Below are 22,952 nucleotides of genomic sequence, written 5' to 3' on the forward strand. Positions count from 1 at the left end.
ACCGAAGGATCTGGTGCGACCGATGACGGATGACAGTCTGACCTTCGCCTCGGAGGAGGACTTCGCGGCCTGGATGGAGGCCAACCACGAGACCGCGGGCGAGGTGTGGGTGGCATTGCCGAAGAAGGGCACCCCGGTGCCGTCGGTTTCCCGTTCCGAGGCGCTGGACGTGGCGTTGTGCTACGGCTGGATCGACGGGAAGGCGTTCTCCGGAAATGTCCCGGAGGGCTGGTGGGCGCAGCGGTTCTCGCCGCGGCGCGCGCGCAGCCCGTGGTCCAAAATCAACTGTGGCCGGGTGGAGCAGTTGATCACGGACGGGCGGATGCGCCCGGCGGGCCTGGCCCAGATCGAGGCGGCGAAGGCGGACGGCCGGTGGGAGAAGGCGTACGCCCCGCCCAGCACCGCCACGGTGCCCACCGACCTGCGGGCCGCGCTGGACGCCGTGCCCGCCGCGGCGGAGGCGTTCGGCAAGCTCAGCCGCAGCAACGCGTATCAGATCGTGGTCGCGGTCGAGCGGGCGGTGCGGCCGGAGACCCGGGCTCGCCGGATCGCCACGTACGTGGAACGTCTGGCGGCCGGCGAGCCGCCGCACGGGCCGCGTCGCAGCCCGTGACGGCGCCCGGTCAGCGGGCTTCGGCGACGTCGAGGTAGTGCTGGTTGTACATCACCCCGAGGATGTTGCCGAACGGGTCGATCACGGACGCGGTGACGAATCCGGGCCCGCGTTCGACCGGCTTCTCGTGCACCGTGGCGCCCATCGACAGCAGCCTGTCGAATGCGGCTTCCACGTCGTCGACGTGCCAGTAGAGCACCGCCCCGGCGGCCTGATCGGTCTTGCCGTGCGCGGCGAACCGGCGGTCGACGATCCCGAGCTCCTGCTGGAAGTCGCCGATCCGGAACTCGACGTACGCGGGTGGGCCCTGCTCGGGGCGGACGAAATACGGTTCGAAGCCGAGCAGATCCGCGTACCACTTGCCGGCGGCTGCGACGTCGTCGGCGTAGAAGCTGACCGTGCTGAGTCCTCGCAACATGGCTGGATCCCCTTCTCCGGTGCGGTCGGGTGAGCACCCTTCACGACAACGACCTCGACCCGGGCCGGTCACGCCCGTGGTCGACCGCCGCCAACCGGTTTTCGGCCATCGTAAGCGTTGTGTGGGTACAAGTCATCTGTGAGGGTTCGTCATGATTCCCGGAGCCCGAGCGAAACCTTCCCGTTTGCCGGGCCGGAGTAGTGTCATAGGACTTTCTCTATGCACTCGGAGGGTGTGATGACGCAGCAGCTCGCGGAGGGCTTCGCCGACCCGGCATTCCAGGCAAACCCCCACCCGGCGTACGCGCACTGGCGCCGCACCGGCCCGGTCCGGCAGGTACGCCTGCCCAACGACATGAACGCCTGGCTGATCACCCGGTACGACGACTCCCGGCGGGCGCTGGCCGATCCCCGCCTGTCCAAGGCGATCCCGCTGGATGCGGCGTCCGCGACCGCGCGTACCCCGTCGATCGCCTCGGCCGTCTCCAAGCACATGCTGGCGTCCGATCCGCCGGTCCACACGCGACTGCGTCGCCTGGTGTCCGCCGCGTTCACCGCCCGGCGGATCGAGGCGCTGCGCCCGCGCGTCGAGGAGATCACCGACGGCCTTCTCGACGACATGCAGGGCAAGGAAACGCTCGACCTCATCGACGCGTTCGCGTTCCCGCTGCCGATCCAGGTCATCTGCGAGCTGATCGGGGTGCCCGCCGCCGACCGGGACCGGTTCCGCTCGTGGTCGACCATCATCGTGACCGGCGCCCTGGCCGGGGACGCACTGCCCGTGGCGACCGAGGAGATGGTCACCTACCTGCGTGCTCTGCTCGCGGAGCGGCGGTCGCACCGCGCCGACGACCTGATCTCCGGCCTGATCGACGTCCGTGACCGGGAGGACCGGCTCACCGAGGACGAGCTGACCTCGATGATCTTCCTGCTGCTCATCGCCGGTCACGAGACCACGGTCAACCTCATCGGCAACGGCGCCCTCATCCTGCTCGACCAGCGTGAGCGGTGGGAGCGCCTGCGCGCCGACCCGGCCCTGCTGCCCACCGCGATCGAGGAGTTCCTCCGGTACGAGAGCCCGGTGGAGACGTCGACGTTCCGGGTCGCCACCGAGGATCTGGAGATCGGCGGGCAGCGCATCGCGGCCGGTGACCCGGTTCTCGTGGTCCTGCTGTCGGCCAACCGGGACGAGGACCGGTTCCCCGCCCCGGACGACATGCACCTGGACCGCGCGCAGAACCCGCATCTCGCGTTCGGCCACGGCATCCACTACTGCCTGGGTGCCCCGCTGGCCCGGCTGGAGGCCCAGGTCGCCTTCGGCAAGCTGCTGGAGCGGTTCCCCGGCATGCGGCTCGCCGTGCCCGCCGAGGAGCTGACGTGGCGCCCCGGGGTGCTGATGCGGGGCCTGCACGACCTGCCGGTCGTCCCGGCCTGAGACTCCCCGGTGCCGACGCCCGCGGGGCGGGTCACAGCGCGACGACGACCTTCCCCCGGGCGTGTCCGGTCTCGACGTACCGGATCGCCTCGGCCGCCTCGGGCAGCCCGAACGTCCGGTCGACGGCCGGTGTGAGCTTCCCTGCCTCGGCCAGCTCGCGCAGCGCGGCGAGGTTCGCCCGGCCGCCCGCCGTCGTGAGGACCCGCACCCGCTGCCGGATGAACGGCGCGGTCAGTCTGCCCCGGACGATCAGCGTGATCGGCCCGAGGACACTGCCACCGCGGAACACCCCGCCGCCGGAGAGGACCAGCGTGCCGGTCGGCGTGAGGGCGCGCCGCAGGTCGCCCAGCGACCGGTTCCCGACCAGGTCGAGGACGAGGTCGTGGTGGCCCGGCCCGGCCGTGAAGTCGGCCCGGCGGTAGTCGACGACGGCGTCCGCGCCGAGCCCGCGGACCAGTTCGGCGTTTCCGCCGCTGCACACCCCGGTCACGTACGCGCCGTACGCCTTCGCGATCTGGACCGCGAACGCGCCCACCCCGCCGGACGCGCCGTTGACCAGGACCCGCTGGCCCGGCTGGATCCGGCCCTCGTCGCGCAGCCCTTCCAGCGCGGTGGTGCCGGCCAACGGCAGCGCGGCGGCCTGCGTGAACGTGAGGTTGGCGGGTTTCGTCTCGATCTCGTCGGCCCGGGCGACCGCGTACTCCGCGAACGTCCCCGGCGCCATGCCGAACACCTCGTCGCCGACGCGGAACCGGGTCACCCCGGCGCCGACCGCCTCGACCGTTCCGGCGAAGTCCCGGCCGCGGACCGCCACCCGCGGCCCCCGCCGCCCGAACACGTCGCCGGCCATCAGCCGCGCCACGTACGGGTCGCCCCGCATGACATGCCAGTCGTACGCGTTGACCGCCGCCGCGTGCACGCGGACGAGCACGTCACCGTCGGCGGGCGCCGGCATGTCTGTCTCCGCGAATCTCAGGACATCCGCGGCGCCGTACCGGTCCTGCAAGATCGCCTTCACCAGGCACTCCCTTCCCTCCAGCCCCAGCCCCAGCCCGGGTGTACGGTGTACACCCGCTCGGATCGACGGTAGGTGTACGCCGTACACCTGTCAAGCCGGACCGGCGCGTCTGGGAGGCTGCGATCGGAGGTGGTGCGCGTGGGCGAGCCCGTGGAGCCGGTGCCGCGAGCGCCGCTGAGCAGGGATCGCGTGCTGCGCGCGGCCGTCGCGCACGCGGACCGGGCCGGTATCGACGCGCTCAGCATGCGCAAACTCGCGCAGGAGCTCGGCGTGGTGCCCATGGCGCTCTACAAGCACGTGGCCAACAAGGAGGAACTGCTCGACGGCATGATCGACGTGGTGGTGTCCGAGATCGACCCCCCGGCCGCGGACGCCGACTGGAAGCCCGCGATCCGGCAGCGCATCCTCTGTGCGCGGCGGGTGCTGCTGCGCCACCCGTGGGCCTCGCAGGTGATCGAGACGCGGGTCACGCCCACCCCCGCGGTGCTGCGGTACATGGACTCGATGATCGGCACGTTGCGCCGCGGCGGGTTCAGCATCGACCTCACCCACCACGCCATGCATGCCCTCGGCAGCCGGTTGTGGGGCTTCAGCCAGGAGGTCTACAACGACACCCGGGGCGGCCCGGTCGACCCCGCCGTGCAGGCGGCGATGTTGAGCCGGTATCCGCACGTCGCCGAGCTGGCGATGGCCGTGTCCCACGAGGACTCGTCGATCGTGGGCACGGGCTGCGACGACCAGGCCGAATTCGAGTTCGCCCTGGACATCCTGCTGGACGGCTTCGACCGCCTGCACCAGCGCTGAGCTACCAGCGCTGGTGCGGTAGTGCCCGGGACAGGATTCGAACCTGCACTGTCCGCGATCTGGGCGCGGCGCCTCCTGCCAGTTGGGCTACCCGGGCGTACCCTCGGCGGGATTCGAACCCGCACCGTCGGCGCGCTCAACGCCGTGCCTCTCCCAGTTGGGCCACGAGGGTGGGATGTCCGGGCCGGCGGGGGTAGCGAATACCCGCCGGCCCGGACCTCAGCGCGTGGCGAGCTGTGCCCAGCCGGGGACCTTCGGAGAGGTCCGCAGCGGCATCCCGGCCTCGGCCGGGGTGCGGTCGCCCTTGCGCTGGTTGCACGGCCCGCACGCGGCGACCGTGTTCTGCCAGGTGTTTGCCCCGCCACGCGAACGCGGCAGGACGTGGTCGATGGTGGAGGCGGCGCCGCCGCAGTAGCCGCACCGCCGCCGGTCCCGGGCGAGGACGCCCGGCCGGGACCAGCCTGGGCCGCGGCCGTACCGCCAGCGGGTCACCACGTACGCGATGAGACGCACCACCCGCGGTACCGGGAACACGCCGATGAGCCGGTCCGGCTCGGCCTCGTGCACCTCGGCCACCTGGCGGCACAGCATCCGTACGGCGTGCTTGAGGCTGACCCGGTGCAGCGGACCGAGGTCGGCGTTGAGAACAAGGACTGCGGTCACCGGGCCCACCTCCCTTCGTGATGTCGTCGTGGGGTGGTGACGAGAGCGACTGCGGGGGGTCGAACCCCGGTCTCCGCCATGGCAAGGCGGCACACTGCCGTTGTGCTACAGCCGCAGGGTGTGCAATTCCGCCGTGCAATTTCCGGGCACGGGCGGGGGCAGGATTCGCACCTGCGCCATGAATGTCGGGCTATGCCGTCGGATCGTTTCGGGGGCATGAAAAAGCCGCCCGGACCTCACTGGGGGAGGGGGCGGCCGATCACGGGCGATGCCGCGTCAGCCACTCCAGCGCCGCCGGTGACCTCGGAACAGGTCACCTGTGACGTGCAGATTTACCGCCAGGAAGGGCAGGGTGAGCCGTTCCCATGCTGCGCTGGACTCGTCGGTCGACCATTTCGTCGGACACAACATAGTGGATTCATCTCCCCTCGGCTCGGCGGTGCCGGTCAATGATGACCTTGGCCGCGCTATTCGTCAATGCTTTTCGCCGTGCAATTCTCGCCGCCGTGTGGCGCCGGAACACAGTCTGCGGAACGGCTTCCATGCGCGCCACCGAATTAGACACAGCGGCAGAAGTGCCGGACATCTTGCGCCTGCGCCGCGCCCGGCCCGGCGAACGTGCGCCGGGCGTGCACGATCGGCTCACGTACCGCGGGGCTGTGTGCGGGTCGCCAGACCAGCGCGAGCACCGCGGGCGCCTCCATGTCGTCGACGGCGCGGGCGACGAGCCGGTCGCGGTGACGGGCCGCCATCGACTCGCTCAGGACGGCGACGGTCAGGGCGCCCGGCCCGTCGGGGATGCCGGCCGTCCCGATGAGCGCCAGGTCGACCGTACCGTCGCGGACCGCTTCGGTGAGCCGGTCGGAGTTGTCCTCCAGCAGCGAGATCTCCTGACCATGCCGACCGTGAGCTGGTTTCCGGGCGACCACGCTGGGCACCATCACAGTCATCGCCGTCAGGAGGAAGCCATGCCGGAGTACGAGCGCGCCATGCGACCCGAGGACATCACCCGCCTGTTCGTCGAGCGGTCCAACGCCGGTGACGCGGCCGGGGTGGCCGCCCTCTACGAGGAGGAGGCGGTGCTCGCGTACCCGCCCGGCGGGCAGACCGTGGGCCGGGAGGCGATCCGTGCGCTGTGGGAGAAGGTGCTGGCCGGGCGTCCCCGGTTCGAACCGGAGCCGTCGCTGCCGACACTGATCAACGGCGACATCGCGCTGACCTCGACCCCGCCGAGGGACGGCGCCGGTGCCCGGGCACAGGTGGTGCGGCGCCAGCCGGACGGCAGCTGGCTGCGCGTGCTCGACCAGCCCGAGTTCATCCCACAGACCCGCTGAGCGGGCTCAGCCGTCCCACAGCACCCCGTGATCGATCAACGGGAAGAGCAGCAGGATCGCCCACACCAGCAGATCGGCCAGCCCGAGCAGTATCGCGGCCACCGCGGCCGGGCGACCCCACCGGCCGGGAGTGCCGCGGCGCAGCGCGGCCACCCCGAGCCCGATGGCCAGCGGCCCGAACAACGGATTGAACAGGAACAACCCCACGGTGCCGCACATCACGGCCGCGGCCGTGCGCCCGTCGAGGGGTACGGGATTGAGCCCGTCCTCGGGCACCACATCCTTGACCATGACGTCCGTGGCCACCACGGTCGGGGCAGCCGCGGCGGTGTCCGGGCGGGCCGCCACCCGTGCCGGCACGGTCCAGCGGATGCGGCGGCGTGCCCGGATCTCCCGGCCGCGGGTCAGCACCAACGCCGCCGCGCCCAGCAGTGCCGCCAGCAGGATCATGATGACCGGATGGCCGCTGAGCATCGCGGTACCGGTCGCGATCACGAGCAGGGCCATCGTGCCTGTCAACAGCTCCACCACAGCTCCTTTCGGAATCGTCTGCAGTGGAGGTACCCGGTCCGTGTCCGGCTATTCCGAACGCGAAAGACGGCTGAGCCCGCCGGGCAGCTGCTCGGCGGGCTCAGCGTTTCGGGGGATTACCTCGTGAAGCGGTACCTCTGCCACGAGCCGGTGGTGGCGCTGTTCACCGAGTCGCCGGCGAACTTCGCGCGCACCCGCCACTTCGAGCCGACCGGGTGCGGCTTGCCGCGCAGCCAGCCCGCGGTGATGCTGTTCTCGTTCAGCGGGGCGCAACTCACGAACGCGACGTGGCGCCACTTGCCGCCGCGGTACCGCTGCAGCGTGATCGCCAGGCAGCCGCCGGAGTGGTCCGGGGACACGCGGGCGCCGTAGAGCGGGTCGACCTTGGACCGGTAGACCTTGTAGCCGCCGGAGGTCTTGTACGAGTACGCCAGGGCCTGCTCGATCCGCGCCCCGGCCGTGGCCGTACGCGTCGCGGTGACCGGCGCGTACCACTGGTCACCGTCGTAGACGGCGCGGAACGTGGTGCGGCGGGTCATCCGCCAGGTCGCCGTGACCACGCCCGCGGAGTTCGCCGTGGCGCAGCGGACCGGCTGACGGCTGTCGCTGATCGGCGTCGCGTACAGGCAGACCCTCCGGTTGTCGTGGGTGGTGCCGAGCTTCGCGGTGAGCCGCGCCGTGGCGCCGTACCTGTAGTTGGTCGCATCGGTGCTCAAGGTCAGGCGGCTGGCGGCGCGGCTGACCTCGACCAGGATGTCCGCGCTGGTCGACGCGTTCGTCACGTCGCCCGCGAAGCTGATCGTGTAGGTGTTCGTCCCGCCGATCGAGGGGACGTCCGTGAGGGTGAACGCGCCGCCGCCGCCGGTCGTGACCGCGGGCAGGGCGTGCTGTCCGGCCGAGTCCGACTTCGTGGCGTTGAGCGTCATCCCGGCGCCGCCCGAGAACGTGCCGGTCAGCGTGAGCCCGGTGTTGCGAGCGACGGTCGACGGTCCGCTCACGGTGATGGTGCTGGGGCTCGGGTCGGCGAAAGCCGGTGCGGCCGGTGCCATCACCGCCGCGCTCACCAGTGCTGCCAGGCCGACGTGTGCCCATCGAGGCGTGCCCACCCGAGTACCTCCGTGTCCGCGGCGGCCGGGGGAGGTCCCGGCACCGTCCGAGGCGGAACTTCGGCAGCACGGGCGGATACCTGAGCGAAAGCTGAGTGCCCCGGCCGGTCGACGGTGTGTGACCATGGCGGGCAGTGGCGGTCCTCACACGCGGGCCGGGACGAAGGGACCACCGGGATGACCGCGACCGCCAGTGTCGATCTCAACAGCGACCTCGGCGAAGGCTTCGGCACCTGGCCGCTGGGCGACGACGCGGCCATGCTCGACGTGGTGACCAGCGCAAACGTGGCGTGCGGGTTCCATGCGGGCGACCCCCGGACGCTGCTGGCCACCTGCACGCAGGCGGTCGAGCGCGGCGTCGCCGTCGGCGCCCAGGTCGGCTACCGGGACCTGGCCGGGTTCGGCCGCCGGTTCATCGACTACGACCCCGCCGACCTGATCGCCGACGTGCTCTACCAGATCGGCGCGCTGGACGGCCTGGCCCGGGCGGCGGGCGGCCGGGTGCGCTACGTGAAGCCGCACGGCGCCCTCTACAACGCGATCGTGCACCACGAACGGCAGGCCGCGGCCGTGGTCGAGGCGGTGTGCCGCTACGACCCCACGCTGCCCGTACTGGGCCTGCCCGGGTCGGTGTTCCTGCGGCGGGCCGCCGCAGCCGGGCTGCCCACCCGCGCCGAGGCGTTCGCGGACCGCGGGTACACCCCGGAAGGCACCCTGGTCCCGCGCGGCGCGCCGGGCGCACTGCTGCACGACCCGGCGGAGGTGGCCGCCCGCATGGTCCGGCTGGTCACCGCGGGCGAACTGACCGCAGTGGACGGAACGGTCCTGCCGGTGCGCGCCGACTCCCTGTGCGTACACGGCGACTCACCCGGCGCCGTGGCGATGGCCCGGGCCGTGGCGCAGGCGCTGACCGCGGCCGGGGTGCGGCTCGCGCCGTTCACCCCCGATACGGTACGGCGATGACCCCGACGTTCCTGCCCTGCGGGCGCGAGGCGGTGCTGGTCGAGGTCGACGGGCTCGACGAGGCCCTCGCGCTGTACGCGGCCCTGCGTGCCGCCGCGCTGCCCGGAGTGGTCGATCTCGTGCCCGCCGCGCGGACCGTCCTGGTGTGCCTCGACCCGGACGTCACCTCGCCGGACGCGGTACGCGCCGCCGTGGCCGGTCTGCCCGCCGATCAGCCCGCCACCGCCGACGCGGGCACCGTGGAGATCGCGGTCCGGTACGACGGGCCCGACCTCGCGGAGGTCGCCGCGTACACCGGGTTGTCCACGGATGCGGTGGTCGCCGCGCACACCGGTACGGAGTGGACCGTGGCGTTCGCCGGGTTCGCGCCGGGCTTCGCGTACCTGACCGGCGGAGATCCACGGCTGGAGGTGCCGCGCCGGGACACGCCGCGGACCCGTATCCCCGCCGGGTCGGTGGGTCTGGCGGGCCGGTTCTCCGGCATCTACCCGGCTGACAGCCCGGGCGGGTGGCGGCTCGTGGGGCGTACCGGGGTGCGGGTGTGGGATCTCGACCGGCCCCGGCCGGCGCTGCTGGTGCCCGGCATGCGGGTGCGGTTCCGGGCGGTGCCCACATGCGCATGACCGTGGTGCGCGCGGGGCCGCTGACCATGGTGAAGGATCACGGGCGACCCGGGCAGGCCGCGCTGGGGGTGGCCCCGTCCGGGGCCGCGGACCGGTCCGCGTACGCCCGCGCCAACCGCGTGGTCGGCAACCCGGCGGGCGCGGCCGTGCTGGAGTGTGTGCTGGGCGGGCTGCGGGTGCGCTTCGACGGGCCCGCGATCGTGGCGCTGACCGGCACGGACGCGGTACTCACCGTGGACGGACGGCGCACCGCCGCCGAGTCCGCGGTGCACGTGGCGGCGGGCGCCGAGGTCGGTGTCACCGCGCCGCGCGACGGGCTGCGCAGCTACCTGGCCGTGCGGGGCGGGTTCGCCGTGGCGCCCGTGCTGGGCTCCCGCTCGGCCGACCTGCTCGCCGGGCTGGGCCCGCCCAGGCTCACCGCCCGCGCCGTACTTCCAATCGGCGACCCACCCGGCGGCGTGGACCCGAGCGGCGGGGACCCGGGCGGCGAGGACCCGGGCGGCGGGGACCCGGGCGGCGGCGACGCGAGTGGCGTTGTGCCCGGCGGCGGCGAGGTGCCCGGCGGCGGCGAGGTGCCCGGCGGCGGCGAGGTGCGGGGCGGCGGCGAGGTGCGGGGCGGGGCGGGGGCGCTGGGGGCGGGGAGCGGGCCGGTGGTGCTGGACGTGGATCCCGGGCCGCGGGACGACTGGTTCACGCCCGAGGCGGTCGCGACGTTTCTCGCCGCCGAGTACACCGTGACCCCGGCCGGCGACGCGGTCGGGCTGCGCATGTCCGGCCCCGTGCTGGCTCGCCGACATCAGCGGGAACTGCCTAGCGAGGCCGTCGTCCGCGGGTCCGTGCAGGTGCCGCCGGACGGGATGCCGATCGTGTTCCAGGCGGATCACCCGCTGACCGGCGGCTACCCGGTGATCGCGGTGCTCACCCCGGCAGCAGCCGACCGCGCCGCGCAGCTTCGCCCGGGCCGCCGGGTGGTGTTCCGACGCGCCGGCTGACGTCACTGCGCGTACGCATCAAGAAGTGACATGTTTCACTGCCTGATTCGATGAATATTGCGAAACGGCAGCTCAGCATGCTTGTGAACAGCGTGCCGGCGCGGTTGCGGACAGTGTTTTGCCCGGCCATGCCACTGATCGGCCACCGTCATTCGTCATGTCGGCATGGACGAGCCAACGGACCAACCCGGGCGGGGCCGGCACCGCGTCCGGAACGCGAAGCGGTGGCGGCGCATCGCGGGGCGGCTGCTCGCGCTCGTGCTGTTCTGGTGCGGCACGGGGACGGCCGCGGCGGAGGCGTACGTGGACTCGGTGCCCATGCCCGAGGCCGCGGTCGCCCCGCAGGCATCCGTGCTCTACTACCGCGACGGACGCACGGTCCTGGCCCGCGTCGGCACGGTCGACCACAGCGACGTCCCGCTGTCCGCGGTGCCGCTCGTCGTGCGGCAGGCCGTGCTCGCGGCGGAGGACCGTGACTTCTACGACCACGTAGGCGTCTCCGCGCGCGGGGTGCTGCGCGCCGCCGTCGCCGACCTGCGGGGCGGCCGTCAGGGCGCCTCGACCATCACCCAGCAGTACGTGCGTAACGCGTACCTGACCCAGGACTTCTCGGTCGACCGCAAGGTGCGCGAGATGGCGCTGGCGGTGAAGCTGGAACGTCAGCTCGACAAGGACGAGATCCTCACCCGCTATCTCAACACCATCTACTTCGGCCGCCGCGCGTACGGCATCGCCGCCGCTGCGCACGCGTACTTCGGGGTCACCCCGGACCGGCTCACCGCCGCGCAGGGCGCGGTGCTCGCCGCGGTCATCAAGGACCCGACCGGCTACGACCCCGCGGTCGACCGCGCCGCGGCGCAGCAGCGCTGGGAGTGGATCGTCGAGGCGCAGCGCACGCTCGGATGGCTCGGCGGCGACGTGGCGTACCCGGAAATCGCGCCCACCGAATCACCCGCCGCGGGCCCGGTCGGGCTGGTCGTGGACCGGGTGGAACGGGAGCTCGCCGCGCACGGGATCTCCGGCCAGACCCTGCACACCCGCGGCCTGTCCGTGGTCACCACGATCGACGCGGCCGCGCAGGACGCGGCCGGCACGGTGATCCGCCGGCAGCTCGCGAACCAGCCCGCCGGCCTGCAGGCGGCGCTGGTCGCGCTCGACCCCGCCACCGGAGGGGTACGGGCGTACTACGGCGGCGACAAGGGCCGCGGCTACTTCGACAACGCGGCTGCCCTGCACCCGGCCGCGTCCACGTTCAAACCGATCGTGCTCGCCGCGGCCGAGCACGCGGGCATCGGCTACGAGTCGCGCTGGGACGGCAGTTCACCGCGGCTGTTCCCGGGCCGCAACGGGGTGCCGCTGAAGAACCACGACGGTCTGCAGTGCGGCGACTGCACGCTGGAACAGGCGATGGTGCAGTCGCTGAACACCCCGTTCTACGCGGTCACCGAGCGCATCGGCGCGGACCGGGTTCGCGACATGGCGGTGAATCTCGGCATTCCCGCGCGCTACGACGGCCGTCCGTCCATGGTGGACGCCAAGGGTGATCCGAAGCCGGGACGCACCCGCCCCGACATCGCGATCGGCCGGTACCCGGTCACCCCGGCGGATCTGGCCAGCGTGTTCGCGACGTTCGCCGCGGGCGGGGTGCGCAACGACCGGTTCTTCGTGCAGACGGCCCGCGAACCCGGCGGCCGGGTCGTCTGGTCGGCCGCCCCGCGCGGCCGGGCCGTGCTGGACGCGCGGATCGCCGCCGACGTCTCCACGGTGCTGCAGTCCGTGGTCAAGGGTGACAACGTGGTGCCCGGCCGGCCGGCGGCGGGCAAGACCGGCACCCAGCAGTGGGCGAACACCAGGGACAACCAGGACGCGTGGATGGCCGGGTACACCCCGGACCTGGCCGCCGCGGTGTGGATCGGCAAGGCAGTGCCGGGCCCGATCCGCGACTCCGCGAACCGTCCCATCGAGGGCGAGAACATGCCCGCCCGGCTGTGGCGCGACTTCCTGCACGACTCGTTGCGGGACGCGCCCCGGACCACGCTGCCCCGGCCCGCGCACGTCGGCCGTACCGACGTCGGCGACGCGGGGCGCAGCCCGGACTCCGTTCCCGGCAAGCGTCCCGCGCCGACCGGCTTCGAGCCGGTCGTGCACACCGCGCACGACGGGAAACGGCTCGCGCTGACGTTCGACGACGGGCCGTCCGCGCAGACCCCGCAGGTGCTCGACCTGCTGGCGAAGTATCACGTCCGGGCGACGTTCTGCATGGTCGGCGAGGAGGTCGCGCGCTACCCGGAGGTGGTGAAGCGGATCGTGGCCGAGGGGCACGCGCTGTGCAACCACTCCATGCACCACGACGACCTGGGTACGCTGCCGCCGGACAAGGTCGCCGACGACATCGCCGCGACCGATGCGGCGCTCGCGGCGGCCGTACCGGGGGCGACCGTGACGTACTTCCGGGCGCCGTACGGGGACTGGGGCGCCTCGGCGAAGGTCGGCGCGCAGCTCGGGCACACCCCGCTCGGGTGGGTGGTCGACCCGGACGACTGGCGGCTGCCCGGCGCCGACGAGATCGCCTCCCGCATCGAGAAGCAGCTCACCGACCGGGCGGTGATGCTGGTGCACGACGGCGGAGGTGACCGCCGGCAGACCGTGGACGCCCTGACCGGGCTCATCCCGAAGCTGCTCGGCCAGGGCTGGACGTTCGACCTGCCGGAGACCACGCGGCCCGGCCACCGCCTGCCGGCCGCCGGGGCGGGCACCGGACTGCCGGGCCCGGGGCCGGACACCCGCCTGCCGCAGAATGCCGCGTCCGCGGCGTCCCCGTCGGCGGCACCGTCCACTCCGGCGTGCGGGTCGCGTTGCGACGAGCAGCCGGGCGATGTCGGTGGGTCGCAGCAGTCTGACGACGGGACATCGACGTGCGGGAAGGCTTGTGGCGTACCCGCGAAGTGACCGTCAGCGGTCGGTGGCGAACCATTCCGCGACCTGGGCGGGCGGGAGGTCGAAGCCGGTCGCCCGGGGGCCGGACCAGTTCACTCCGACCAGCGCCCCGTCGCGTTCGAGGCCGGGCAGCCAGCTCTCCAGCCAGTCGGCGAGCGGGATCTCTACGACTTCGAGGTCTGCGTACGCCGGGACCTGGCTGACCACCCGCTGCGCGCGGGTCGGCTTGGACCAGAACGGCATGGCCCGGTGGCCTTCGGGGTCCCGCGGGGCGGGGAAGCCCCGGTCGTCGCGGACGGTCCAGACCCGGCCCTCGCGGGGGACCTCCCGCTGGAACGCCGACGTGTGCGCGCTGCTGAGCGACATGCCCTCATGGTCGAGGTGCGGAAACGCCCAGGGGGACGAACAGGGAGGAAACGCTCGAAAGGGGGGAGACGCGCGGCCGGCGGGGGCGGCCGGCCGCGCGAGCCCTCCGGCGACCTAGCGGGAGGCCATGATGAGCGCCGCCGGGTCCGTGCAGACCAGCTCAAGCGCCCGGGCGACCACCGCCGGGTCGTACGTCGAGGCGTGGAACGTCGCCTCCAGGTGCAGCACGCCGTTCATCTCGGACGTGGTGAGCGTGACCCCCTCGGGGCCGTTCAGGGTCGGCACGCTCTGGTTGACGCGGCCCGCGGGCTCCACGGCCCACGGCAGGTCGGACAGCACGTCGTGACGCCCCTGGTTGCTGAACGTCAGCCGCGGGCGCGGTTCGGCGGGCGCCTCGGCCGGGTACGGGTCCGGCAGGCCGGGCGCCCCGGTCACCGCGATCTTCGTCTCCCGCAGCAGCATCATCGTCAGCATCCGCCCGCTGGCCAGCTCCGCCTTCAAGGTGGTGTGGATCGCCCGCGGGTCGGTCAGGTCGGCCGGGGACAGGTACTGGCCCCAGCAGAAGTTGCTGTCGATGCTGACGCCCTTGTCCAGATAGCGACGCGCGTCGGCGAGGAACGTGGCACCGTCGGTGTCCGGGTTCAGGCCCAGCTGCTGCAGCGCCGCGGTGAACGCCGCGAACGTGATCGCCGAGGTGGTCACGCCGGGGGCGTGCTCGTCGCGCCACACGCGCATCTTCGCCAGCACGTCGGCCGACCGGGCCGTCTCGACCGTCAGCGACGCGGTCCACGGCTGCATCGCCACGTCACCGGCGTGCGGCGGGCGGGCCAGCTGCATGCTGGACTTGATCCGGCCCACGGACAGGCCGAACGTCTTCCACCACGCCTTGGGCAGCGCGCTGCGGTGGCGCAACATCGGCTCGATCGACGCGGCGCGGCCCTCGCCGGCGGCCCGGACCAGCTCGCGGACCAGCGTGTTGACAGGCCCGGCGTCGCCGTACGCGTGGGCCACCTTCAGCGCCATGTAGCCGCCGCCGACCAGAATCCGCACCGGGTGGTGGGCGCGCTGCTCGGACTGCAGGGTGCGGGTCATCTCGTCGAAGTCCACCGGGCCGTCGCCCAGGTCCGTCACGGCCTCCTGCACGTACGCCGCGAACGCGGCCGCGTCCAGGTGGATCCAGCGGTTGCCGGAACGGTCCAGCCGGGACACCGCGCGGTGTGTCGGGTCGGCCGCGTGCAGGCCGATCAGCGCGTTGCGCAGCCGCTCCGCGGTGACCTGCGTCAGCGGGCCGACCGTACGGATGTACTCCAGCGGCAACCAGGCGCGCTCGCGCAGGGTCAGGCTGGTGGTGGACATGGTTCCCTCCGGGTTCTCGGCCGCGGACTCCCGCCGCGAGGGCAGGACGACGCGCAGCACGGTAGGTGCGACGAGAACAGTCTCGATCGCCATCACGATCGCCACCCAGGTGACGAGCGAAGTCAGACTTCCGCGGCTGCCGCCGTACCAGGCGGCGAGCAGTTCGGCGACACCGGCGAACACGGAGAAGATGCCGGCCTGGCGGACCCGGTCCTGCACCCGGGAGACCGCCAGGAAGAAGTGGTGGAAGACGAACGGCACGTACGTCAGCGTGAGGATGGCCAGCGCGGAGCTGGCGGTGCGGGCGTAGTTCGCGCCGAACACCGACATGATCGGCTCGGCGAGCAGCGCCACCACGATCGCGACCGGCAGGCCGCCACCCAGGCAGATCAGCAGGCCCATGCGCACCTTGGAACGCAGCGCGGCCTTGTCGCCGCTGGCCACCGCGAACAGGGTCAGCGCCACGTTGCCCGGCACCATCGCCAGGAACGACAGCACCATGAACGCGGTGTAGAACGACGCGTTCGCCTCCGCGGACAGCACGGCCGTGACGACCAGCGGCAGCGCGGCGCGCGGCAGGTAGGTCGCGAGGTTCAGCAGGTTGTGGTCGAACGTGGCCTTGCCCCGGCCGCGCAGCAGCGCCGGGGAGGGGCGCAGCGAGTCGACCATGCCGCGGCGGCGCAGCACCCGGGCGAGCACCGCCACGGACAGCACGATGCCGGCGATCCAGGTCAGCAGCAGCAGGCTTCCGGTCAGCTTGACCGGCAGCGCCGCGAGCAGTCCGAGCAGGGCCAGCTTGCTCACCGCGAACCAGGCGTTGCGGGTCAGCTGCATCGGCCCCTGCAGCAGGCCGACCAGTGCCTCGTCCAGCACCAGGGTCACCGCGTTGAGCGCGATGCCGAAGACCAGCAGCACGGTCGCGGCGGTCCCGCCCATGGCTTCTTTCAGCTGCGGCAGGGCCAGCTGCGCCAGCGCCACGTACGCCAGCCCGCCCACGGTCGCCACCGCGCCCGCCACGAGCAGGCACGTCGCGATGAGGTCCCAGCGGCGCCGGTCCATCCGGGGCAGGTCCGAGATGAGCATGGTGCCCATGCCGAACATGCCGATCGTCCCGATCAGCGTCATCGCGGACACCGCGGCGGACGCCTCGCCCACCGCCTCCGCGGATGCGGTCCGCGCCGCAACCCACCAGTACGCGAACCCGAGCAGCGACGTGATGACCGTGGTGGCCATCAGCGAGCCCGCGTTCAGGAACAGATCGAGGTGGCCCTTGAGTCTGCCCACGATGCCCGGCTGGACGGCCGGCGTACCGGTCTCCACGCTCGGCGGCATCGCCTCGGTCGCGGTCACGCGCGAGCTCCGGCCGCCCGCTGCGGCCACACCATGTTCTCCACTACCGCCCCCAGTAGGTGATCTGCCGGAAACGGTAGTTACACCGCGTATTCAACGGCTAGGGGAGAGCGGGTCGCGTTGGGCTTCCGTCCGGAGTCGAGGAATGCGGTTCCGGTCGATGTGGGGGTGCCCGTTCGGACGAGTTTTGAGTTGTCTGAGGCCTCAAACATCGCGGTGATCACATTCCGCACCACCAGAACGTACGCCAGGTGGGTGACGTGATGTGCGCCTCCTCCGATGACACAGCGTCACAGCCAGCCCACGCGTTTGAGGCGGCGGTACAGGATCACGGCAGCGACCACCATCAGGGCCATCACCGCGGGATACCCGTACACGGAGTGCAGTCCCGGCATGTTCTCGAAGTTCATGCCGTAGATGCCCGCGATCGCGGTCTGTACGGCCGCGATCGCCGCCCACGACGCGATCTTGCGCATGTCGTTGTTCTGGTCGACCGACACCTGCGCGAGCCGCGCCTGCAGGATCGAGTTGAGCAGGTCGTCGAAGCCCGCCACCCGGTCCACGGCCCGGGCCAGCCGCCCCCGCACGTCCGCGAAGTACGGGCGCAGCGGCTCGGGCAGCGTCTCGGCGCCGAGCAGCCGGTGCAGCGGCTCCTGCAGCGGCAGCACCGCCCGCTTGAACTCCACCATCTCCCGCTTGAGCTGGTAGATGTGCGCGATGTCGGGGCTGGTGTCGGGCGCGAACGCGCTCTCCTCCAGGCGTTCCAGGTCCTTCTCCACGTGACCGGCGACGTCGAGGTAAATATCGACCATCCGGCTGCAGGCGGCGTAGCCGACGGCCCACGGACCGTGCGCAAGCAGGTCGGGGCGGCGCTGCAACTCCTCCCGCACCGGGGCGAGGGCACCGGCCGCCCCGTGGCGCACCGTGATGACGAAATGCTCACCGATGAGCACGGTGACGTCGCCGGTGTCCACCACCTCCGACGTCGCGGTCAGCTCGTCGTGCTCGACGTAACGGGCGGTGCGCAGCACGAGCCGGGTCACGTCGCCGATCGACTCGACCGCGGGCCGGTGGCCCGCCGCGACCGCCTGCCCGACGGTCAGCTCGTGCAGGCGGAACGCCGTCGCGATCGAGGTCATCGTGGCCTCGTCCGGCTCGTGCAGGCCCAGCCAGACGAACCCGCCACGGTGCCGGCGCGCCTGGCGGCGGGCGTCGGAGTAATGCGGGCGGCCGGGCCGGCGCACCCCGTCGACGTAGACCGCGCAGTCGACGACCGCGGACGGGTTGGGGCGGCGCGGCGCAGGGATGAGCGGCTCCGGGCCGACGAGCCCGGACAGGAGCCGGCGGCCCTGAAGCCGGCGCCGCAGCAGGAACTGGGCGAACGGGCCCGGGGGACGCTCCGCGAGCGGCTGCTCCCGCCGTCGCGACCAACCCAGCATCCGTGCACCTCCGTCGCCTCGCCTGCGCCGGAGGCCGAGGTTAGCGGCCGGGTGCACGAGCGCCCAGGCAGGTCCACCGGCAGGGGCCGGTGGGAGCGCGGCCGGACATGGACGGATCGGCGCCCCCGTGGCGCCGATCCGCAGAATGAAACCTACCGCTCGCCCCCGACAGTTTCGGCGCCGTCGCGCAGACCGCCCCGGCCCGTCTCACGGACCGGCCCCACCACCCGGGCGGGGCGGCGGGGCCGGGAGAAGCCGGGATCGGTCAGTCGACGCCGTACACCGCGTCGACCACGCCGAGGGCCCAGGTCATCCGCCGTGCGGCGGTGGTGGGGTACTCGCCGTACTCGCCGGCGACGTCGGCGGCGCAGCCGCGCACGCCGCCATGGCTGCGCAGAGCGGCCAGGATGGCCGAGGTGACCTCCGCGCGGCTCGGCCGGACACCGGTCTCCAGCGGGCTCACGTACAGCGCTTCCGCGCGGGCGGCGGTCAGCGGGGCGGTCATGGTGCTCATCTCGGGGTCCCTCCCTCCAGCGGGCCATACACCCAGAAGAGCCCCGGACACGCCGGTCCGTACATCGGGTTCTGTCAGCTGCCTGTCAGTCGCGCCGCGGCCGGGCCGGAACGCACCACGAGATGCTCCAGCAGGTCCTTGGTCGCCGCGGTCACCGCGCTCACCGCGGCGTCGAAGGCCTCGGCGTTGTGCGCTGCCGGGGCCCGGAAACCGGAGATCTTGCGTACGTACTGCAGGGCGGCGGCGCGGATCTCGGCGTCCGTGACATCACTGGTGTACGGCTCGCGCAGGGTCTTGATGCTTCGGCACATGGGCCCATCGTCGCCCGTGACCCGCGTTCCGCAAAGGCGTCAGAGCGGGCGCGTCCGCACGTGGTCGTCGTGCCACTGCTCGCCGACCTTGAACCGCTTCGTGCCGACGACCTCGAAGCCGTGCTTGGCGTAGAACTTGGCGGCCCGCGCGTTGCGCTGGTTGACCCCCAGCCAGCACAGTGCCGCCCCGGTACCGCCCGCGGCCTGCAGCGTGGCGGCCATGAGCGCACCGGCGGCCCCGCTGCCGTGGCTGTCCTCCAGCACGTAGAACTTGCTCAGCTCGATGCTCGGCCCGGTCGGGACGACCGCGCGCACATCCGGGTCGGTGATCGGGCCCGACACCAGCATCGCGTAGCCGACGGGCTTGCCGTCGTCCTCGGCGAGCAGCAGGATCCGGTCGCCGTCCGCGAGGTAAGCGGCGAACCGCTGCGCGGACAGATGCTTCGCGACGAACGCGTCGACGTCGCTCTGCGGGGTGCCGGGCGGGCAGGCCAGGCCGAACGTACGGGCGGCGACGTCGTGCAACTCGTCCGCGTCGGCGGCGACGGCGCGCCGCGTGGTGATCGGCATGGCGCCCACCCTATCCGCCGCCGCGTCGACGCCCGTGGCACAGCCGTAGCCATGAACTGGAAACAGGCCTTAGAGTCGGGCGGGTGGGGCAGCTCGGCGATGTCATCCCGGTCCCGGCCCAGGTGTGGCCGGATCCGGCCGCGGACTTCACGATCGGCCCGGACGCTGCCATCCGGGCCGCGCCCGGCGCCGAGCCGGTGGCCCGGCAGCTCGCGGAGCTGCTGCGGGCGGCCACCGGCCACCCCGTCCCGATGCGGCCGGACGGCACGATCCGGATGGAGCTGCAGGACGGTCACGGCGCGGAGGGGTATCGCCTGGACGTGGCGACCGACGCCGTGACCGTCGCGGCCGAACGACCCGCGGGCCTGCACGCAGCCGTGCAGACGCTGCGCCAGCTCCTGCCGGTCGCCGGGCGTGCGGGCGACGTGGTGCTGCCCGGCGGCCGGATCCTGGACCGGCCCCGGTTCGCCTACCGCGGCACGATGCTGGACCTGGCCCGGCACTTCTTCACCCCGGACGAGGTGCGCTCGTTCATCGACGCGATCGCCCAATTCAAGATCAATCACCTGCATCTGCACCTCACCGACGACCAGGGCTGGCGGCTGGAGATCGAGGGCTGGCCACGGCTCACCGAGATCGGCGGCGGCCCCGGCACCGGCGTCGGCGGCGCGGGGCCCGGATTCCTCACCGCCGCCGAGTACGCGGACCTGGTCGCCTACGCGGCCGGCCGGTTCATCACGATCGTTCCCGAGATCGACATGCCCGGGCACGTCAACGCCGCCCAGGTGGCGTACCCGGAGCTGGCCGGCGACGGCCGCCGGGTGGCTCCCCGCCACGATCGCGCCGTCGGCTACAGCTCGCTGGACGCCGGGCGGGAACAGACGTACGCGTTCGTCGAGGACGTCATCCGCGCGGTCGCCGCACTGACCCCCGGGCCGTTCCTGCACATCGGCGGCGACGAGGCCAAGGCCACCAGCGCCGCGGACTACCGCACGTTCCTGCACCGGGTCCTGCCGCTGGTCGCCCGGTACGGCAAACGCCCGATCGGCTGGCATGAGGTGGCCGCGGTCGACCTGCCGGACACCGCGGTGCCGCAGTTCTGGCGTACACGCGCGGCCGACGCCGGGGTGGCCCGCGCCGCCGCGAACGGTTGCCAGGTCATCATGTCGCCCGCCGACCGCACGTACCTCGACATGAAGTACGCCGCGGACAGCGAACCCGGCCTGGACTGGGCCGGGCCGCTCGACGTGGCCCGGGCGTACGACTGGGACCCGGCGACCCGGCTGGCCCGGGTCGGTGAGCAGGCGCTGCTCGGGGTCGAGGCTCCGCTGTGGTCGGAAACCCTGCGCAGCCTCACCGACGTACAGACGATGACGTTCCCGCGACTGCCCGCAATCGCCGAAGTGGCCTGGTCGCCCCAGACCGCCCGGGACTGGGCGTCGTTCCGGCGCCGCCTCGCCGCGTTCGGCCCACGCTGGAGGGCGCAGGGGATCGCGTTCCACCGCTCGCCCGAGATCCCCTGGGCGTGACGGCGGGATTCCTGGGTGTGACGGCGGGATTCCTGGGTGTGACGGCGGGATTCCTGGGTGTGACGGCGGCGGTCCACCGGACGGGTGCCCGGTACCGGGTGGCGCCGGCCGCCTCTAGGCTTGCCGCGTGGACAGGCACGGCGGGCGGGCGTTGCGGTCGGCCGTCGCGCTGGCCGGGTTCCTCGCCGTCGCGGTGGGCCAGATCGCGTTCGTGGGCGTGCTGATCCTGGTGTTGCTCGCAATGCTGCCGGGCACGCTCGCCGCGCAGGTCGGCGCGCCGTTGTGCATGGCCACCGTCGGGGTGCTGGCGTACGCGACGTGGCGCGCGCTGCGCACCCGCCACGCCGAACCGGCCGGTGTGCCCGTGACCCGCGCGGACGCCCCGCAGCTCTGGGCGCTGCTCGACGCGGCCGCCGCCGCGGCCGGCACCCGGGCACCGGACACGGTCACGATCGTCGCCGAGGCGGCCGCCACCCTGCGGGAACGTACGCGGCTGCTGGGGCTGACCGGCGGGCGCCGCGACCTGTTCCTGGGCCTGCCGCTGCTGCAGGTGTGGGACGTGGCGCGGCTGCGCGCGGTGGTGGCGCACGAGCTGGCCCACTTCTCGTCGCGGGGGGCGCGGTTCGCGCCGCTGGCGTACCGGGGGCGGATGGCGGTCGCCCGGACCGTGCCGCGGATCGTCCGGCGCAACCCGGCCGGGCCGGTGCTGCGCGCGTACGCCGGGCTGTACCGGCGGCTCGACGCACCGTTCAGCCGGGCCCAGGAGCTGGCCGCGGACCAGGTCGCCGCGCGGTTCGCCGGAGCGCACGCCGCCGCCGTGGTGCTCACCGACCTGCCCGTGCTGGACGCGATGCAGCACCTGTTCCTCGCCGAGTACGTCGCTCCCGGCCGGCAGGCCGGGCACACGCCGGACGACCTGTTCGGCGGCTTCCTGCGGATGCTGGCCGCCCGTGCCGACGAGGCCGCCCGCCTGCGCGCCCGGCCGCAACCGATCCCGGGCCGGTGGGACACCCATCCGCCGGTGGCGGAAAGGCTCTCCGCCCTCCCGTCCGCTCCCGACGGCGGGCCCGTTCCTGACGACGGGCCCGCGCCCGGCGGGATCCTCCCCGGCAGAGAGTCGGGCCTTGACGGCGAGCTGGTGCCGGACCTGCCCGGGCTGGGGCGCGCGCTGCAGGAGATCGCGTACCCACCGCAGGGACGCACGGCGGTGGACTGGGACACGTTCTTCGGCGCGGCTCGGACCTCCGAGATGGAGCGGGAGGCCGAGACCGCGCTGACCGCCATCTCCCGCGCCGCGGGGGTGCCCGTGGCGAACGCCGCCGACGTGCTCGACCTCGCCGCGGACAACCGGCTTCGCAAGGCCGCCGAGTCCGTCTTCCCGGATCTGGACGCGGAACAGACCGCCGGGCGGGAAGCGGAGCTGATCACGCTGCTGTTCGCGCTTGCCGCGCTGCGCAGCGGCGTCGCCCGCTGGCGGCACAGCTGGACGGGTACGGCCGAACTCGTCGCCATCGACGGCACCCACCTTGATGTGGCCGGGCCGGCCGCGCTGGTCGCCGATCCCGCGACCGTGACGGCGGCCCGCGACCGGTTGACGGCGCTCGGGATCGACCCGGCCGCACCCGCGGCCACCGGCCGGTCGGCGGCCGGGCGGGCCGAGGTGGTCGGCGGGGTGGTCAACCTGGTGGTCGACGGCGCCCGCACCGACGTGCTCATCGTGGACACCGGGTTGTTCCTGGTGCCCGGGCTGCCCCGCGCCCGCAACGGCTCGGCCAAGGTGCGGCTGGCCCGGTTCGCGGCGGCCGAGGCCGGGGAGCGGGAGGTGGCGGCACCGGGCAGCCGGTTCCTGCCGTACACGGAGGTGGCCGGCGCGGTCCGGACCCGGCGGGGCCCGCGCGCCTGGGACCTGCGCCTGCGCGATGGCGCCACGCTGGGCGTACGGGCCGGGCTGGACTCGGACGAGCTGCCCGGGGGCTGGGCGGCGTTCGACGAGGCGGTGGCCTTTCTCGCCCGTACGCGCGCAACGTCCGACTCGGGGTGAACCGAACGGCCGCCCGGTCCGTGCCTATCAACGGGGACCG

The 22,952-nt window shown here is 73.1% G+C and carries 22 protein-coding genes and 3 tRNA genes; 10 read left to right on the forward strand and 15 right to left on the reverse strand.

Annotated elements, in window-relative coordinates; all coding sequences use genetic code 11:
• The first annotated feature begins 22 nt into the window (after positions 1-22).
• Positions 23-613, forward strand: a complete 591-nt coding sequence (locus ACMCNK_RS29190) for a YdeI/OmpD-associated family protein (RefSeq protein WP_412739547.1) — start codon at positions 23-25, stop codon at positions 611-613.
• Positions 614-623: 10 nt separating this feature from the next.
• On the opposite strand, the gene ACMCNK_RS29195 is transcribed toward ACMCNK_RS29190, so the two are convergent.
• Positions 624-1,031 (reverse strand): VOC family protein, encoded by a 408-nt coding sequence (locus ACMCNK_RS29195; protein ID WP_412739548.1) that lies wholly within the window; start codon positions 1,029-1,031, stop codon positions 624-626.
• A 237-nt stretch (positions 1,032-1,268) separates the two neighbouring features.
• Here ACMCNK_RS29195 and ACMCNK_RS29200 point away from each other — a divergent pair, with 237 nt between their 5' ends.
• On the forward strand, positions 1,269-2,465 hold the full coding sequence (locus ACMCNK_RS29200) for a cytochrome P450 family protein (protein ID WP_412739549.1): 1,197 nt from the start codon (positions 1,269-1,271) through the stop codon (positions 2,463-2,465).
• Between the two features lie 31 nt (positions 2,466-2,496).
• On the opposite strand, the gene ACMCNK_RS29205 is transcribed toward ACMCNK_RS29200, so the two are convergent.
• On the reverse strand, positions 2,497-3,483 hold the full coding sequence (locus ACMCNK_RS29205; protein WP_412739550.1) for an NAD(P)-dependent alcohol dehydrogenase: 987 nt from the start codon (positions 3,481-3,483) through the stop codon (positions 2,497-2,499).
• Between the two features lie 138 nt (positions 3,484-3,621).
• Between ACMCNK_RS29205 and ACMCNK_RS29210 the strand changes: the two genes are divergently transcribed.
• A complete protein-coding gene (locus ACMCNK_RS29210; RefSeq protein WP_412739551.1) occupies positions 3,622-4,287 on the forward strand; it encodes a TetR/AcrR family transcriptional regulator in 666 nt (221 codons plus the stop codon).
• 22 nt (positions 4,288-4,309) lie between these two features.
• Here ACMCNK_RS29210 and ACMCNK_RS29215 read toward each other — a convergent pair.
• The 5 genes from ACMCNK_RS29215 to ACMCNK_RS29235 all read right to left on the reverse strand — a co-directional run bounded on the left by ACMCNK_RS29215 (position 4,310) and on the right by ACMCNK_RS29235 (position 5,900).
• Positions 4,310-4,384: transfer RNA gene (locus tag ACMCNK_RS29215), tRNA-Leu, on the reverse strand.
• Position 4,385: 1 nt separating this feature from the next.
• Positions 4,386-4,459: transfer RNA gene (locus ACMCNK_RS29220), tRNA-Leu, on the reverse strand.
• 47 nt (positions 4,460-4,506) lie between these two features.
• Complete coding sequence (locus tag ACMCNK_RS29225) at positions 4,507-4,950, reverse strand: HNH endonuclease (RefSeq protein ID WP_412739552.1); 444 nt, start codon at positions 4,948-4,950, stop codon at positions 4,507-4,509.
• Between the two features lie 44 nt (positions 4,951-4,994).
• Positions 4,995-5,065 (reverse strand) — tRNA-Gly (locus ACMCNK_RS29230).
• A gap of 442 nt (positions 5,066-5,507) precedes the next feature.
• Entirely contained in the window at positions 5,508-5,900 is a 393-nt protein-coding gene (locus ACMCNK_RS29235) for a hypothetical protein (protein WP_412739553.1), read from the reverse strand.
• 39 nt (positions 5,901-5,939) lie between these two features.
• Here ACMCNK_RS29235 and ACMCNK_RS29240 point away from each other — a divergent pair, with 39 nt between their 5' ends.
• Positions 5,940-6,284: a YybH family protein gene (locus tag ACMCNK_RS29240; protein WP_412741029.1), complete on the forward strand. Its 345-nt coding sequence runs from the start codon at positions 5,940-5,942 to the stop codon at positions 6,282-6,284.
• Between the two features lie 6 nt (positions 6,285-6,290).
• On the opposite strand, the gene ACMCNK_RS29245 is transcribed toward ACMCNK_RS29240, so the two are convergent.
• Complete coding sequence (locus ACMCNK_RS29245; RefSeq protein ID WP_412739554.1) at positions 6,291-6,812, reverse strand: hypothetical protein; 522 nt, start codon at positions 6,810-6,812, stop codon at positions 6,291-6,293.
• 119 nt (positions 6,813-6,931) lie between these two features.
• Complete coding sequence (locus tag ACMCNK_RS29250; RefSeq protein WP_412739555.1) at positions 6,932-7,921, reverse strand: Ig-like domain-containing protein; 990 nt, start codon at positions 7,919-7,921, stop codon at positions 6,932-6,934.
• Between the two features lie 177 nt (positions 7,922-8,098).
• Here ACMCNK_RS29250 and ACMCNK_RS29255 point away from each other — a divergent pair, with 177 nt between their 5' ends.
• The 4 genes from ACMCNK_RS29255 (at position 8,099) to ACMCNK_RS29270 (ending at position 13,448) form a co-directional block, all read left to right on the forward strand.
• On the forward strand, positions 8,099-8,884 hold the full coding sequence (locus ACMCNK_RS29255; protein WP_412739556.1) for a LamB/YcsF family protein: 786 nt from the start codon (positions 8,099-8,101) through the stop codon (positions 8,882-8,884).
• A complete protein-coding gene (locus tag ACMCNK_RS29260) occupies positions 8,881-9,507 on the forward strand; it encodes a 5-oxoprolinase subunit B family protein (RefSeq protein ID WP_412739557.1) in 627 nt (208 codons plus the stop codon). The genes ACMCNK_RS29255 and ACMCNK_RS29260 overlap by 4 nt, the downstream gene beginning before the upstream one ends.
• Complete coding sequence (locus ACMCNK_RS29265; protein ID WP_412739558.1) at positions 9,498-10,499, forward strand: biotin-dependent carboxyltransferase family protein; 1,002 nt, start codon at positions 9,498-9,500, stop codon at positions 10,497-10,499. Before ACMCNK_RS29260 ends, ACMCNK_RS29265 begins: the two co-directional genes overlap by 10 nt.
• Before the next feature lie 165 nt (positions 10,500-10,664).
• Entirely contained in the window at positions 10,665-13,448 is a 2,784-nt protein-coding gene (locus ACMCNK_RS29270; RefSeq protein ID WP_412739559.1) for a transglycosylase domain-containing protein, read from the forward strand.
• Positions 13,449-13,451: 3 nt separating this feature from the next.
• On the opposite strand, the gene ACMCNK_RS29275 is transcribed toward ACMCNK_RS29270, so the two are convergent.
• The 6 genes from ACMCNK_RS29275 to ACMCNK_RS29300 all read right to left on the reverse strand — a co-directional run bounded on the left by ACMCNK_RS29275 (position 13,452) and on the right by ACMCNK_RS29300 (position 19,342).
• Positions 13,452-13,802: a DUF2750 domain-containing protein gene (locus ACMCNK_RS29275; RefSeq protein WP_412739560.1), complete on the reverse strand. Its 351-nt coding sequence runs from the start codon at positions 13,800-13,802 to the stop codon at positions 13,452-13,454.
• A gap of 114 nt (positions 13,803-13,916) precedes the next feature.
• Positions 13,917-16,508: a lipopolysaccharide biosynthesis protein gene (locus ACMCNK_RS29280; protein ID WP_412739561.1), complete on the reverse strand. Its 2,592-nt coding sequence runs from the start codon at positions 16,506-16,508 to the stop codon at positions 13,917-13,919.
• A 290-nt stretch (positions 16,509-16,798) separates the two neighbouring features.
• On the reverse strand, positions 16,799-17,947 hold the full coding sequence (locus ACMCNK_RS29285; protein ID WP_412739562.1) for a magnesium and cobalt transport protein CorA: 1,149 nt from the start codon (positions 17,945-17,947) through the stop codon (positions 16,799-16,801).
• A 265-nt stretch (positions 17,948-18,212) separates the two neighbouring features.
• Positions 18,213-18,461 carry a hypothetical protein gene (locus tag ACMCNK_RS29290; protein WP_412739563.1) on the reverse strand — a complete coding sequence of 83 codons (249 nt, stop codon included), beginning with the start codon at positions 18,459-18,461 and terminating at the stop codon, positions 18,213-18,215.
• 74 nt (positions 18,462-18,535) lie between these two features.
• The gene (locus ACMCNK_RS29295) at positions 18,536-18,772 is read right to left on the reverse strand and encodes a DUF2277 domain-containing protein (protein ID WP_412739564.1); all 237 of its coding nucleotides are present in this window, start codon (positions 18,770-18,772) and stop codon (positions 18,536-18,538) included.
• Positions 18,773-18,811: 39 nt separating this feature from the next.
• Positions 18,812-19,342, reverse strand: coding sequence for an N-acetyltransferase family protein (locus ACMCNK_RS29300; protein ID WP_412739565.1), 531 nt, complete (start codon positions 19,340-19,342; stop codon positions 18,812-18,814).
• 83 nt (positions 19,343-19,425) lie between these two features.
• Here ACMCNK_RS29300 and ACMCNK_RS29305 point away from each other — a divergent pair, with 83 nt between their 5' ends.
• Positions 19,426-20,871, forward strand: a complete 1,446-nt coding sequence (locus ACMCNK_RS29305) for a beta-N-acetylhexosaminidase (RefSeq protein ID WP_412739566.1) — start codon at positions 19,426-19,428, stop codon at positions 20,869-20,871.
• 127 nt (positions 20,872-20,998) lie between these two features.
• The gene (locus ACMCNK_RS29310) at positions 20,999-22,912 is read left to right on the forward strand and encodes a M48 family metalloprotease (protein ID WP_412739567.1); all 1,914 of its coding nucleotides are present in this window, start codon (positions 20,999-21,001) and stop codon (positions 22,910-22,912) included.
• Positions 22,913-22,952: the final 40 nt, after the last annotated feature.

The sequence above is a fragment of the Krasilnikovia sp. MM14-A1259 genome (assembly GCF_047159535.1).
Lineage (GTDB): Bacteria > Actinomycetota > Actinomycetes > Mycobacteriales > Micromonosporaceae > Actinoplanes.